The organism is Agathobaculum sp. NTUH-O15-33, assembly GCF_033193315.1.
Classification (GTDB): domain Bacteria; phylum Bacillota; class Clostridia; order Oscillospirales; family Butyricicoccaceae; genus Agathobaculum; species Agathobaculum faecihominis_A.
In genome coordinates, this window is record NZ_CP136187.1 from 3,087,946 (window position 1) to 3,100,916 (window position 12,971).

Here is a 12,971-nt window from a genome sequence, read left to right on the forward strand (position 1 = left end):
TTATTGACGCACATTCTTGTGCATATCCATAGCGACCGCGGTGGCGATGATCACGCCTTTGATCACTTGCTGCCACATGGGATCGAGGCCAATGAAGTTTAAGCCGTACGAAATGATGTTGAAGATCAATACGCCGATGAACACGCCGCTGACCTTGCCACCGCCGCCCGAAATGGAGAAGCCGCCGACCACGCAGGAGGCGATCGCGTCCATTTCGTAGTTGGTGCCGTAAACGTTGGTCGCGCCCGCCGTCCGCGTCGCTTCCATGATACCGGCGCAGCCGTACAGCACGCTGGCCAGCAGAAACAGGCAAAAGATCGTTAGCCGCACGTTGATGCCCGAAACCACGGCGGCCTGCCGGTTGCCGCCGACCGCGTATATGTTTTTGCCAAATTCGGTGTAATTGAGGATGAACCACATGATCGCCATGATGCCCAGCGCGATGGGGATCAAAATCGGTATCTCGCCGAACAGCCTCGTCTGGCCGATCGCCGCGAAATCCTCCCGCAGACCGCCGACGGGCTGCGAGCCGTTCAGGCCATAGTAAAGCGAGTTAGAGCCGTAAATGATGACCTGCGTGGCCAGCGTGGCAATGATGGCGGGCACATCGAACACCGCGACCAGCGCCCCGCAGAGCGCGCCGAACAGCATGCAGACCAACAGCGCGACGCCGATACCGACCACGAGCGGCAGCTTCGGCAGATTTGGGAAAAACAGATTGGCGTAATCGCGGTCCTGCAGCAGCGACGAGCTGACCACCGCCGACAGGCCGACCATGCGCCCCGTGGTCAGATCGCACCCGCCGATCAGGATCGCCAGACCGCCGCCCAGCGCGACCACCAGCCGGGGCGACATCTGCGTGAGGATGTCGCGCATGACGCGAAGCTGCAAAAACTTGGGCTGTACCACCGCGATGAGCACGACCAGCGCGACCAACGCGATGATGAGCGCGTTATCGCCAATCAAGTGCATGACATGGCGGCGGGACAGATCGACCGTGTCCGCATACCGTTTTTTGCGCACCGCCATATCCAACGCGCCGACCGCGACGGCCACGCCGATCACGATGAGGTAAAGCGGCAGATCGTAAATGCTTTTAGGACCGATCCCATGCAGCAGCACGCCCACGGCCGCAACGGCCGCGCCGGCAAGCAACTGGATCGACGCATATCGTTTTCTGGTGATGGTTCCTTGTTTGGTCATTCTTTCATGCCCTCCATCCTCATTTCGTTTTCAAACGCCGTGGCGAGACGCATGACGCTGACCTGCGACGCCTCCGCGCGCTCTAACATACCGGTCATCCGCCCGGCGCACATCACCATGACGCGGTCGCTCATGCCCAAAAGCTCGGGCATTTCGGAGGAGATCATGATAATGCTTTTGCCCTGCTCCGCGAGGCGGTGCATGATCACATAGATTTCGTATTTCGCGCCGACGTCGATGCCGCGCGTCGGTTCGTCCAGAATCAGGATATCCGGGTCGACGAGCAGCCACCGTGCAAGCAGCATCTTCTGCTGGTTGCCGCCCGAGAGATTGCGCGCCAGCGCTTCGATCCCCGGCGTTCGCACGTTCAACTCCTTGCAGTATTCGCCGCCCTCCCGCCGGCGGCGTTTGGTGTCGATCACACGGATCGGCCCTCGCCCGTAGCTGTGCTGATTGGCGACGACGATATTATCCAAAACGGACAGCCCGCCGAAAATGCCGTTTTTGCGGCGTTCCTCCGTCAAAAGGACGATACCGTTGCGTTTGGCGTCCCGCGGCGAGCGCACCGTGATCTTGGCCCCATTTTTATAGAGCGCGCCGCTCTCGATCGGGCGCAGGCCGAATATCGATTCGACCAGCTCGGTGCGCTGCGCGCCCACCAAACCGCCGATGCCCAATATCTCGCCCCGGCGCAGTGTGAAGCTGACGTTTTGAAACGACATGCTGTCGCCCGATGTATAGTTTTCCACCCGCAGCACCTCCTCGTCCCGCGGGGCGTAGTGCTTTTCCGGGAAGCGGCTCGACAGGGTGCGCCCTACCATGGTATTGACGATAAAATCCGTCGTCATGCCCTCGCACGATCAGGTGCCCTGATAGGCGCCGTCGCGCATGATGGTGATTTCGTCGCAGATCGTAAGAATCTCATCGATCTTGTGCGAGATAAAGATCACCGAACGGTTTTCCGCCTTGAGCTGACGGATGATGCGGAACAAGTGCTCGGTCTCGGTATCGGTAAGCGACGAGGTCGGCTCGTCCATGATAATGATTTCCGCGTTATAGCTGACCGCTTTGGCGATCTCGGCCTGCTGCAGCTTGGAAACCGACAGATCGCGCGCCAGCACGGTGGGACTGATGCGGATATCGAGGCTTTCAAACAACGCGGCGGTCATCTCTTCCATTTTTTTATGATCGACCACCGGCCCTTTTTTTGGGAAACCGGCCGAGCCAAATGTTTTCCATGATCGGGCGAAGCGGGATGGGGCTCAGCTCCTGATGGATCATGGCGATGCCGTTTTGCAGCGCGTCGCGCGTGTCGGACAGCGCGACCTCCCTGCCGTTCAGGCGGATCGTTCCGCCGTTTGGTATGTACATGCCGAACAGGCATTTCATCAGCGTGGATTTTCCCGCGCCGTTTTCTCCCATCAATGCGTGTACGGAACCGGGCTTTACTTTCAGCGACACATCATCGAGCGCTTTGACGCCCGGGAAGCTTTTAGAGATATGCTCCATTTCCAGACGATACTCCGGCATTTCCTTTCCTCCATGATTTGTGGGAGAGGACAAGGTCCCTGTCCCCCTGCCCGGCGGGCAGGGACTTTGCCGTTCTCCGGTTTATAAGGTAACAGCTACGCTGTCAATGGGGGGCTGGGTCAGCTTTTATAATCTTTTTGGATCTGTTCCCAGTTGTCCTGCGAGACCTTGACGTGATCGATGCGGACATACTTTTCATCTTCTATGGCAAATCCCAAGTTTTGCTCCGTCAGCTCGGCGCCGTTCGCGGCGGCGATCAGTAGGTCGGTGCAGTAGCGCGCATAGGTTTTCGCATCGTTCAGCACCGTGCCCCACATCTGCCCGGTCGACATCGAATCAAAGCCCGCGTCCGTGCCGTCGATACCGACGACCGGGATATACTTACCGTCGCCCGGCGCGCCGGTATTATAGCCGTTTACCTTGAGCGCCTCGATACAGCCGATGGCCATATCGTCGTTGACCGCGAGCACGCCGTCGATATTTTCCAGACCGATGGAGGAGATAAAGCCGCTCATTTGGTCGTACGCGGTGGCGCGCGACCACTCGCCGACCGAATTGCCCGCCATTTCAGCGCTAACGCCCGCGTCCGCCAGTACCTTTTCAATAAACTGCGAACGCACCTCGGAGGTCGTGTCACCCACCTGCCCTTCAATTAAAATATAGCTGAACTTACCGTCGCCGTTATGATCGGCGTTATCGAACGTGTTCCAGTAATCCAGCATCAGCTCGGCCATGAAGGTGCCGCCCTGCTCATTGTTGGAGCCCACGGTCCAGCATTTGTCATAGGTATCCATATCCTTTTTATCCGGCTCGTGTTCAAAGAATACGACCGGTAGGTCGGCATCCGCCGCGGCCCGTAAAATGATCGTGGTTGCGGTCGTATCGATAATGTTGACCATCAGGCCGTTCACGCCCTTGGTGATATAGCCGTTCAGCGCGTCGGTCTGGTTGGGCTGGCTGCCCTGCGCGTCGCTGAATTCAAAGGAAGCGCCGTATTCCTCGGCAAATTGCTTGACATGGCTGGAAATGTTGTTGATGAAGGTGTCGTTGAACGACCAACAGGAACCGGCAAACACCATTCCCGTGCCGTCCATGGTCGCGCCGCCCGCCGCCGAGGCCCCCTCGCTATCCGCTTCGGGCGGCGCCGCGTCTTGCGAGCTCGATGTACATGCGGTCAGCGCCAGTACGGATACCGCTGCTAATAAGCCTGCCAAAAACCTTTTCATCCTTTTTTCCTCCTGTTTTTTTATTATCAGCACGTGTTCGTGCCAATCACAATTAATTAATATTTATAAATGTTATTAATATTATTTTTGTTATTTGAATTGTATCACTCACAATAACATTATTCCAGATGAAATTTGCACAGTAATATATTAATATTTTTATGAATTCTCACAGCCTTTCCGCAAAAAAAGAAGAGCGCGTTGCAAAATAAAAGAGTTTTCTTATGTCATTCTGAACGAAGTGAAGAATCTCGCGCGAACGCGCGGATTTTACGTGAGTTTCGCGCGTTCGCGCGAGATTCTTCGTCGCTTCGCTCCTCAGAATGACAAGGATATAAAACATTCTTTTATTTTGCAACGCGCTCTTCTGAAATACTTCAGCTTTATGCGCGTAGGGTCTCGCCCAGTGCCGCAAGCAGGCGGTCCATCTGTTCGTCCGTACCGATGGTAATGCGCAGATAATTATCGATGCGCGGTAAATTAAAATAACGGATAAAGAGATTCTTGGCGCGCAGCGCTTCAAAAATCTCCTTCGCCGCGCGCGCGGGGTGCGTGACAAACAGGAAATTCGACTGGCTGGGCAATACGGTAAAGCCCAGTTTGCGCATGGCCTGCGCCGCGCGGTCCCGCGTGGCGATCACCTTGCCGCAGGTCTCCCCGAAGTACGCTTCGTCCTCCACCGCGGCGGCGCCAAGGGCAAGGGCGAGCGCGTCCATGGTATAGGAGTTGTAGGAATTTTTCACCGCTTCCAACGTGGCGATCAGCGTTTCTGAACCGAGCGCATAGCCGACGCGCAGTCCCGCAAGCGAGCGGGATTTGCTCATCGTCTGCACGATCAACAGGTTTTCGTATTGCGACAGCAGCGCGACCGCGCTTTCCGCGCCAAAATCGACATAGGCTTCGTCGATGATGACGACCGAATCCGCATTGTGGGAAACAATGTCCTCGATAAAAGAAAGGGGCTCTCCCCTGCCAGTCGGCGCGTTGGGGTTGGGCAGAATGACGCCGCCGTTCGGTTTATCGTAATCGCGCGGGTTCACGCGAAATTCCGCATCGAGCGGCATATTTTCATACGGGATGCGAAACAGGTCGCACCAAACAGGGTAAAACGAATAGGTGATATCCGGATAAAGGATCGGTTTGTCCGAGCAGAAAAACGACTGGAACGCCAGCGCCAGCACATCGTCCGACCCATTTCCCAAAAAAACCTGCGACGTTTTCAGGCCAAATCGATCCGCCAGCGCGGTTTTCAGCCGCATGCCGTTCGCATCCGGGTAAATCGAAAGCGAAGCCGCGTCGAACTCACGCAGCGCGCGAAGCACGCCCGGCGCGGGCGGATAGGGGTTTTCGTTGGCGTTCAGTTTAATAATATCGGTTGTTTTGGGCTGTTCGCCCGGCACATACGGGTCAATCTTGCGCAGCTTATCCAGAAATGGCTTGTTCATCGGTCTCTCCACCTTACCTTATGACGTTATCGGATGTTTCATAGTTTATCACGATAAATTACGAAAGTCAAGTTGTTTTCCGTGAAATTATATGATATGATTTTACCACATGATAACGAATGGGAAAAGGGGGAAGCGCTCAAGTGTATCAGCCCTTGGCGGACAAGCTCCGCCCTAAAACGCTGGACGATGTGGTGGGCCAGCGGCACCTGCTCGGCCCGGGGTGTTTGCTGCGCCGCGTAATCGAAAGCGGCAATGTTCCAAATATGATTTTTTACGGCCCCTCCGGCGTTGGCAAAACGACGGTGGCCTCCATCATCGCAAAGCAAACCGAACGCAAGCTGTACCACTTAAACGCCACGACCTCCGGCATTGCGGATATCAAGGCCATCATCGACGAGCTTGACACTTTTTTAGCGCCGAACGGCGCGCTGGTATATCTGGACGAAATCCAGTATTTCAACAAGAAGCAGCAGCAGAGCCTTTTGGAATTTATCGAAACCGGCAAGATGACACTGATCGCTTCCACCACGGACAATCCCTATTTTTGCATCTATAACGCGGTGCTCAGCCGGTCGACGGTTTTTGAGTTCAAGCCCGTCGAAGCGGCGGAAACTGAGAAAGCCGTACTGAGGGCGCTCGGCAGCGTGACCGAGGGCAAGGATATACCGGTGGAGGACGGCGTGGCCGCGCATATCGCGCAGGCGGTCGGCGGCGACGTGCGCAAGGCGCTCGGCGCGGTCGAACTGCTCGCGGCGGGCGCGGGCAAGGCGGGCATTACGCTCGCGGACGCGGAGACCGCCGCCCAGCGCTCCTCCATGCGGTACGACCGCGACGGAGACAGCCATTATGATATTTTATCCGCCCTGCAAAAATCCGTGCGCGGCTCCGACCCGGACGCGGCGCTGCATTATCTGGCCCGGCTGCTCGCGGCGGGCGACCTGCCCTCCGCCGCGCGGCGCATCCTTGTAATCGCGGCGGAGGACGTGGGGCTTGCCTATCCGCAGTGCATGCCCATCGTCAAGGCGTGCGTGGACACCGCGTTCCAACTCGGCCTGCCCGAGGCGCGCATCCCGCTGGCCGAGGCCGTGCTTTTGATGGCCACCGCGCCCAAATCCAACAGCGCGAGCGCCGCGATCGAAGCCGCCATGCAGGACGTACAGTCGGGCCGGGCGGGCGACATCCCCGCCCATCTGAAGGACGCGCATTATGCGGGCGCCTCTAAAATGGGGCGCGGGCTGACCTACCGTTTCCCGCACGATTATCCGAACCACTGGGTGCAGCAGCAATACCTGCCGGACGAAATACGCGCCGCGCGCTATTACGAATACGGCCCGAACAAGACAGAGCAAGCGGCCAAGACCTACTGGGACCGGGTCAAAAACGGCAAATAATATAACATAAGGCGAACAGCCGGCCTCTTTGCCGATTGTTCGCCTTAAAGTTTGGCTATTGGTCCATCACATAGTGGCGGTGCTGGCCCTTGGATTTGTTTTTATATTCGATCGCTTCGGTCGGGCAGCCGCCGATACAGGCCATGCAGTGCGTGCAATCGCCCTTCCAAACGGGTCTTCCGCCGATCAATTCGATGTTGTTCAGCGGGCACCGTTCCGCGCATTTGCCGCAGGCAACGCAGGCTTCGGACACGGTAAAGCCTTTATCCTGCACGAACAGCCGGTAAAATAGCGGGTTGACCGGCCCGCTGAGCGCCTTATCGCCCAGCGAAGCGGCAGCCTCCGGGAAGCTTTGTCCCTTTTGGATGCGACCGGCCAGCGCCGCGATCTCCGGCATCGCCCGCTCGATTTTTTCCTTGCATTCGGCCTGACCCGGCGTTGCAAACATCGCCAGATAGTTTTCCGGCATCACGACGGATGCAAGACCTTGAAAACGCATATGCTTTTCCGCACAAAGCTTTTTCGCATACGCGGCGGCGTTACCGCAGCCGCCTCCACAGGTAAGCAGAAAATACGCGCTTTGATCGCCCTCAAAGCGGTTGTCCCGAATCCATTGCTCGACCACCCGCGGCATGCGCCATGCGTAGGTCGGCGCGACGAACACCAACGGCCGATCCGACCGAAACGTATTGGTTTTGCCCGCCTTCATCCACCGGTTGATGGAAACCAGCTCATCGCCCGTGACCGACGCGATTTGCTTTGCCGCCAGTTGACTGTTGCCGGTGCCGCTGAAATAAAAAATCATAGTATCACTCCTATTGACATTGCCGTGCTTTTTCAATATGATATAAATTGTATCACATTGATTTTTTCTGTCAACCATGTGACCTGAGACAAAACAAGGAGAATTGTTTCATGGATAAGAGAAAGCTGGCCAATCAAAGGGTAAAGGACCGGTTATTTACCGCGCTGATTGAATTTGCCGGACAAAAGGACTGGTCCAAGGTGACGGTGACCGAGCTGGTTAATGCGTCCGGCGTGGCCCGCGCCTCGTTTTACCGCAACTTTCATTCCGTGGAGGATATCATCGCCTACGGAATCGAGCAAATGACGCTGCGGTACCACGAGGGCACGGCGGGGCTGTCCAAGGATTTTCACAGCAGAGAGCTGACGCGCTATAAATTCCGGTTTTACGCGGAGCACGCAGCGCTTGTTTTGGCGTTCCACCGCGCCAAGATAACGACCACCCTGCTCGATCTCATCACGGATTGCGAGATCGAAGCCTACGGCGATATGCCGCGCAGCTCCATTGCAAAATATCAGCTCTACTATTACGCGGGTGCGTTTTACAACATGATGCTCCACTGGCTGGAAAGCGGCGCGCAGCAATCGCCGGACGACATGGCCGATGAGTTCTTGCGGCTGGTAAACGGCGCCCCTTAACAAAGGGCAAGTCGTTGAAGTCCTCCGTATATTGTTTCGTCATATGCAAAAGACCCCTCTGATGAAGAGGAGCGTTTTGCAGTCGGACTACAGAACCATACCATGTCCTTGTATTGTTACGAACGTGTACTAAAAAAACTGTTTAATGATGAAATTAAGTCGTTACTCGAAGATGATTCATCCGGTGTAAAAGTAGTAAATGTCTTATCTGAATGTATCAAAATAACAGACGGAATACCTTCAATATTATATTTATCTAAAACATTTTGAAAATCATCATCTTCTCGCCATGTGTCTGTATCGAATTTATAAAAGGGCAAGCTTATGTCAGGAGTAATTGCTTTCTCAATATACGCATTAAATTCAAGACAAAAAGGGCAGGTATCGCGCCCGAAATAAATAAATCCGGTTAATTGATTATCAGTCAATTGGCTTATGCTCTGAATTGGGTCAGAAAAAGTATCATATACTACATTTTCATCCGTATCATAATCTAAAACCGACGAAGTTGTAATTGTTTTTAAATTATCGGGTCTACTGCTGTGCCAAACGACGGTACAGCCTATCACAATAAAAGTTGCAAGAGTTATTGTCAGTAATCGTTTTTTCATGTCGTTTCCTCTTGATCAGTGTAAACTACTTAGTTACTATTTATCTGAAACATTCTTTAGCAGTGCTCCAATACCCGAAAGAATACAGGCAAAAAATAGAATTGCCAGATTCGCCCAACTAAGTAACAGTTCCATGTCTCCACCCAAAACAGCACTAGGTGTAGTACCGTGCTCATCTACATATATACCCATATTCCAAAATTGTTGCATAGTGATAGCAAGACTTGCTAAACTCAGAATGAAAATTGCAATAAACAATAATCTTCTTTTCATAAACAATATCTCCTCATACAAAGTATTCTTTTGTGTAATGGGGACAAAGGTATTTGCTAACGCCCCACCTTTGTCCCCACATTATTGTTAAATATTTTTATTAGTATTTTAAGGATTACACTTGTTTGCAACAACCGCCAAATAACTACCGGCCGTGCGGCTAGGCTCAATATTCCAGCGATCCTTGTCCTTGGCAAAATCGAAATGACAATCATACTGCCACCGGAATGTTTTTACGTTTTTGCTATTTGTCGGCCAATTACGGTTATCTGCTACACCATTGGATGGAGTGGATAGAACGCTCCATGCAGTGTCCTTCACGCTGCTGTCATTTCGCACCTTGGAATTTGGGTCGAGACTCAACGAAATCATACCGTCGTCGCGTGTAATCCACGAAACAGCATTAAAATAATACGGTATATAGGTAGGATCACGCGTAACAGATCCTATATACCTAATTTCATAATCATAATCACCCACAACAGTGCCGTCATCGAACGGAATGTTCTTAAGATACTCTTCGTCGTAGCTGTTGTAAATGACCTCTACCAGAACCTCTGGTTGCTTCTGGTCAGTAGTAGAAGAAGCTTCTACCGCACTTGCGGACATAGCAACTATAGATAGCGCCATACAGCACGCGATAGCAATGCTTATGGCTTTTTTTAATTTGTTCATGTCTAGTCCCTTCTTTTTCGTTAGATGTCTTTTAAACATAGTTATCTTGTGTTATACTATCTATAAATCCACACAAATCCGAGTTGCCGCTCCGCGGCAAGGTACCAGCCTTTCGGTTTTATGTGGATTTTTTAATGCAATCATAAACATCATCCTTTCTTTGGGAATCCAATAATATATATCGTTACAGGTTGGTCCATCTAGGATCAGCCCAGTAACATCGAGTTTTCTTCCATCTATAGATTCTCGTTTTGTGAACGATCACATCGGCGCGTGCAGCAAGCACACTCGCGGCAGTCTGGGATTCAGGGGCCGGCTCTGGCTCGCCATTTGTCGCATATACAATCAGCGCAGCAGTTTCGATCTTACGCAGTTATTTTCGTTCACTTCGCTTTCACTTCAAACACCTTTTTAGTTAACTGTAGTTCGCGTTTATCATACCCCTTCCGGAAACAAATGTCAATTCAATTTTTACATTCTTCGACATTTTTATCTTAACATACTTTTATTCCAAGTTTCGGCGCGGGAAGTACTGTTGGTTGCAAAAGCGGGCACAGCCCAACCGGCCATGCCCGCTTTTGCAGGAATTTAAAAAACTGTTGCGATGTACTTACGGTCGCAGTCCTCCGGCGTATAGACCCATTCGTCCATGTGCCCCTCGGTGACGAAGTAACGCGGCGGCGGGGGCGGCTCGTTCGCGCCGAGCACGTCGATCACGGTCAGCTTGATCTTCATACGCGCGGACAATATGGATTTGATAAATACCGAGACCGTATCCCCCACGGCAAGGTCGCCGCGCGGCTCGGCCAGACCGGACAAATTGGGCGCAAGCTCGATGAACACGCCGTACGGCTCGATTGACCGGACGACGCCGCGCACGGTCTCCCCCGGCGCAAACAGGGCGGCGTTTTGCTCCCACGTGCCGAGCAGCTCGCGGTGGGTGAGCGTGATGCGCCGGCCCGGCTGATCGACCGAGAGCACCGCGCCGTAAATATCCTGTCCAACGCGCAGCCGGTCGCGCGGATGAAAGATGCGGGAAACCGACAGGTTTTCGATCCCGATGAGTGAATTGATGCCGCAGCCAATATCGACAAACGCGCCGAACGGCTCCAAATGCGTCACGCGCGCGGGGATTACATCACCCGGGCGCAGCGTTTCCAGCAGGCGGTCCCGCACCTGCCGCTGCAAAAGCGCGCGCGACAAATGCGCGCGCGGCGGGTCCACCGTGTCGTTTATGCCGGTCACGACAAAGCTGGTCGGCTTGCCGACGCGGGATAGAATCGCGATCTCGCGGGTATCGCCCTCCGCTATGCCAAGGGCGCATTCCTCGCGCGGCATCACGCCGTCCGCGCAGCCGAGATCGAATTTTAGATCATGCTCCGCCGTGCACCGCAGGGCGACGGATTCCAAAATGGCGCCCTCTTCCTGTGCGCGCCGCAGTGCTTCCAGACTCTCGCAGGCCGCGCGCGTTTGGTCAAGGGTCTGGGGGCTGCCCTCGGGCAGATAACATTCGCTTATTTTCATAGATAGCCGTGCCTCCTTTGAGATCACTGCCACTATATGATTTTGGCCCTTAAAATAGCACCTTTGGCGCGCGGCAAAGCGGCGCGCCCTTCCTCAAAAACAAAAAAACGAGGCGGGCCGCCATCCCGGTTTGACTTTACCGCGGCGAGAGATTAGAATGGGGATAAGCAAAACGCGGCATTTGCGTTCCACACAGGAAGGCACCGCCGATGCACACGAAAGCAAATGGAGGACATTATGGATCTGCAATTTCAAAAAGACCGTTTGATCTGGCTGCACGAACCCAAGGAGCATAATGTAGCAGATGGCCGCGTCATCATAAAAACCGAGCCTGAAACCGATATGTGGCAGCGCACCTGCTACGGTTCTCAGGTCAATAACGCGCCCGCTCTTTTGATGAAAACCGATGAAAAGTATTTTTCCTTTATCGTTAAAACAGAATTTGACAGCAGCCACAGCTTCGATCAGTGTGGCGTGCTGATCTATCTCGACAGCGAAAACTGGATCAAAATTTCAACAGAATACGAAAATGAAACGTTCCAGCGCCTCGGCAGCGTCGTCACCAACCACGGGTATTCCGATTGGGCGACCACCGACATCCCCACCGAGCAGAAGCACATGTATTACCGCGTCAGCCGCCGTGAAAGCGACTTTTTGATTGAACACGCGCGGGACGGCGTGCACTTCCAGCAAATGCGGATTGCCCACCTTTTTGAAGGCGCGGGCGAAATTCAGATTGGCCTTTATGCGTGCAGCCCGGACGTGTCCTCCTTCCGCGCGGTGTTCACCGAAATCGCGTTTACGGAATGCCAGTGGCGCCTGCATTGACCCACCGCGCGAGCATTTACAAGGAGAACAAGCCATGAAACAGGAACGATTCAGCGTCGGCGGCGTGCCCGCCATTCTATGGAGCGAGCGCGCGGACGGCGTATATTTCTATGTGCACGGGCAGGGCGGAAGCAAGGAAGAAGCCGCGTCCTTTGCCGAATGCGCCGCTTCCCGCGGCTGGCAGGTGCTGAGCATCGATCTGCCGGCGCATGGCGAGCGCCAAAACCGAGCCGGCGCCCTTGACCCGTGGCACGCGGTGCCGGAACTGGAGCAGCTATTAGCCTATGCCGGGCCGCGCTGGAGCAGACTCGCGCTTTTTGCCAACAGCATCGGCGCTTGGTTTAGTATGCAGGCGCTCCAAGGCGCTGAGCTGGAAAACTGTCTATTCGTATCCCCCATCCTTGATATGGAGCGGCTGATCCGCAACATGATGGGCTGGGCCCATGTGACCGAAGCGCAGCTGCTCGAGCGGCAGACGATAGAGACCGATTTTGGCCAGACGCTTTCATGGGAATACTTTTGTTGGGCCAAGGCGCACCCAATCGTCAAATGGGACGCGCCGACCCGTATTCTGTACGCGGGCCGGGACAATCTGACCGAGCACGGTGTGGCGGAGGAATTCACGCGCCGCTTTGGCTGCCGCCTTACCATCATGGAGGACGGCGAGCATTGGTTCCACACCCCCGAACAGCTCGCGGTTTTGGAACAGTGGATCAAGGACAGTTTGTAGGGATATATGCGTATCAGACGCAAAAAAGCGTGAGCCGCCATCCGGCGATCGATCTTATTTTTGCCGTGCAAAACAGGAAGCCAACCTAA

The 12,971-nt window shown here is 54.3% G+C and carries 12 protein-coding genes and 1 pseudogene; 4 read left to right on the forward strand and 9 right to left on the reverse strand.

What is annotated here, in order from left to right; genetic code table 11:
* The 4 genes and pseudogenes from RWV98_RS14940 to hisC all read right to left on the reverse strand — a co-directional run bounded on the left by RWV98_RS14940 (nt 1) and on the right by hisC (nt 5,404).
* A complete protein-coding gene (locus RWV98_RS14940) occupies nt 1-1,203 on the reverse strand; it encodes an ABC transporter permease subunit (protein ID WP_317861753.1) in 1,203 nt (400 codons plus the stop codon).
* Nucleotides 1,200-2,733: pseudogene (locus RWV98_RS14945) on the reverse strand (sugar ABC transporter ATP-binding protein). The gene RWV98_RS14940 and the pseudogene RWV98_RS14945 overlap by 4 nt, the downstream one beginning before the upstream one ends.
* A 119-nt stretch (nt 2,734-2,852) precedes the next feature.
* Complete coding sequence (locus RWV98_RS14950) at nt 2,853-3,959, reverse strand: galactose ABC transporter substrate-binding protein (RefSeq protein ID WP_280962638.1); 1,107 nt, start codon at nt 3,957-3,959, stop codon at nt 2,853-2,855.
* Nucleotides 3,960-4,342: 383 nt separating this feature from the next.
* The gene (gene hisC / locus RWV98_RS14955) at nt 4,343-5,404 is read right to left on the reverse strand and encodes a histidinol-phosphate transaminase (protein WP_280961787.1); all 1,062 of its coding nucleotides are present in this window, start codon (nt 5,402-5,404) and stop codon (nt 4,343-4,345) included.
* Between the two features lie 143 nt (nt 5,405-5,547).
* On the opposite strand from hisC, the gene RWV98_RS14960 reads away from it, so the two are divergent.
* Nucleotides 5,548-6,798, forward strand: coding sequence for a replication-associated recombination protein A (locus RWV98_RS14960; RefSeq protein ID WP_280961788.1), 1,251 nt, complete (start codon nt 5,548-5,550; stop codon nt 6,796-6,798).
* Between the two features lie 55 nt (nt 6,799-6,853).
* Here the strand turns inward: RWV98_RS14960 and RWV98_RS14965 are convergent, their stop codons facing one another.
* Nucleotides 6,854-7,603, reverse strand: a complete 750-nt coding sequence (locus RWV98_RS14965; protein ID WP_317861755.1) for an EFR1 family ferrodoxin — start codon at nt 7,601-7,603, stop codon at nt 6,854-6,856.
* A 110-nt stretch (nt 7,604-7,713) separates the two neighbouring features.
* Between RWV98_RS14965 and RWV98_RS14970 the strand changes: the two genes are divergently transcribed.
* A complete protein-coding gene (locus tag RWV98_RS14970; protein WP_317861756.1) occupies nt 7,714-8,241 on the forward strand; it encodes a TetR/AcrR family transcriptional regulator in 528 nt (175 codons plus the stop codon).
* Between the two features lie 116 nt (nt 8,242-8,357).
* Here the strand turns inward: RWV98_RS14970 and RWV98_RS14975 are convergent, their stop codons facing one another.
* From RWV98_RS14975 to RWV98_RS14990, 4 genes are all read right to left on the reverse strand, one after another.
* A complete protein-coding gene (locus RWV98_RS14975) occupies nt 8,358-8,852 on the reverse strand; it encodes a thioredoxin family protein (protein WP_317861758.1) in 495 nt (164 codons plus the stop codon).
* Between the two features lie 36 nt (nt 8,853-8,888).
* Nucleotides 8,889-9,125 (reverse strand): hypothetical protein, encoded by a 237-nt coding sequence (locus RWV98_RS14980; RefSeq protein WP_317861760.1) that lies wholly within the window; start codon nt 9,123-9,125, stop codon nt 8,889-8,891.
* 108 nt (nt 9,126-9,233) lie between these two features.
* A complete protein-coding gene (locus RWV98_RS14985; RefSeq protein WP_317861762.1) occupies nt 9,234-9,800 on the reverse strand; it encodes a DUF2599 domain-containing protein in 567 nt (188 codons plus the stop codon).
* 588 nt (nt 9,801-10,388) lie between these two features.
* Nucleotides 10,389-11,324, reverse strand: a complete 936-nt coding sequence (locus tag RWV98_RS14990) for a S1 RNA-binding domain-containing protein (RefSeq protein ID WP_280961791.1) — start codon at nt 11,322-11,324, stop codon at nt 10,389-10,391.
* Nucleotides 11,325-11,561: 237 nt separating this feature from the next.
* Here RWV98_RS14990 and RWV98_RS14995 point away from each other — a divergent pair, with 237 nt between their 5' ends.
* Together RWV98_RS14995 and RWV98_RS15000 are read left to right on the forward strand one after the other, a co-directional pair.
* A complete protein-coding gene (locus RWV98_RS14995) occupies nt 11,562-12,152 on the forward strand; it encodes a DUF1349 domain-containing protein (protein WP_280961792.1) in 591 nt (196 codons plus the stop codon).
* Nucleotides 12,153-12,186: 34 nt separating this feature from the next.
* Nucleotides 12,187-12,882 (forward strand): alpha/beta hydrolase, encoded by a 696-nt coding sequence (locus RWV98_RS15000; protein ID WP_317861764.1) that lies wholly within the window; start codon nt 12,187-12,189, stop codon nt 12,880-12,882.
* The last annotated feature ends 89 nt before the right edge of the window (nt 12,883-12,971 follow it).

What these genes read in the sequence shown, in the direction of transcription:
- RWV98_RS14980 (WP_317861760.1), bottom strand. Translation starts at nt 9,125, where the DNA reads ATGAAAAGAAGATTATTGTTTATTGCAATTTTCATTCTGAGTTTAGCA.
- RWV98_RS14940 (WP_317861753.1), bottom strand. Translation starts at nt 1,203, where the DNA reads ATGACCAAACAAGGAACCATCACCAGAAAACGATATGCGTCGATCCAG.
- RWV98_RS14975 (WP_317861758.1), bottom strand. Translation starts at nt 8,852, where the DNA reads ATGAAAAAACGATTACTGACAATAACTCTTGCAACTTTTATTGTGATA.
- RWV98_RS14985 (WP_317861762.1), bottom strand. Translation starts at nt 9,800, where the DNA reads ATGAACAAATTAAAAAAAGCCATAAGCATTGCTATCGCGTGCTGTATG.
- RWV98_RS14965 (WP_317861755.1), bottom strand. Translation starts at nt 7,603, where the DNA reads ATGATTTTTTATTTCAGCGGCACCGGCAACAGTCAACTGGCGGCAAAG.
- RWV98_RS14995 (WP_280961792.1), top strand. Translation starts at nt 11,562, where the DNA reads ATGGATCTGCAATTTCAAAAAGACCGTTTGATCTGGCTGCACGAACCC.
- RWV98_RS14990 (WP_280961791.1), bottom strand. Translation starts at nt 11,324, where the DNA reads ATGAAAATAAGCGAATGTTATCTGCCCGAGGGCAGCCCCCAGACCCTT.
- RWV98_RS14970 (WP_317861756.1), top strand. Translation starts at nt 7,714, where the DNA reads ATGGATAAGAGAAAGCTGGCCAATCAAAGGGTAAAGGACCGGTTATTT.
- RWV98_RS15000 (WP_317861764.1), top strand. Translation starts at nt 12,187, where the DNA reads ATGAAACAGGAACGATTCAGCGTCGGCGGCGTGCCCGCCATTCTATGG.
- RWV98_RS14950 (WP_280962638.1), bottom strand. Translation starts at nt 3,959, where the DNA reads ATGAAAAGGTTTTTGGCAGGCTTATTAGCAGCGGTATCCGTACTGGCG.
- hisC (WP_280961787.1), bottom strand. Translation starts at nt 5,404, where the DNA reads ATGAACAAGCCATTTCTGGATAAGCTGCGCAAGATTGACCCGTATGTG.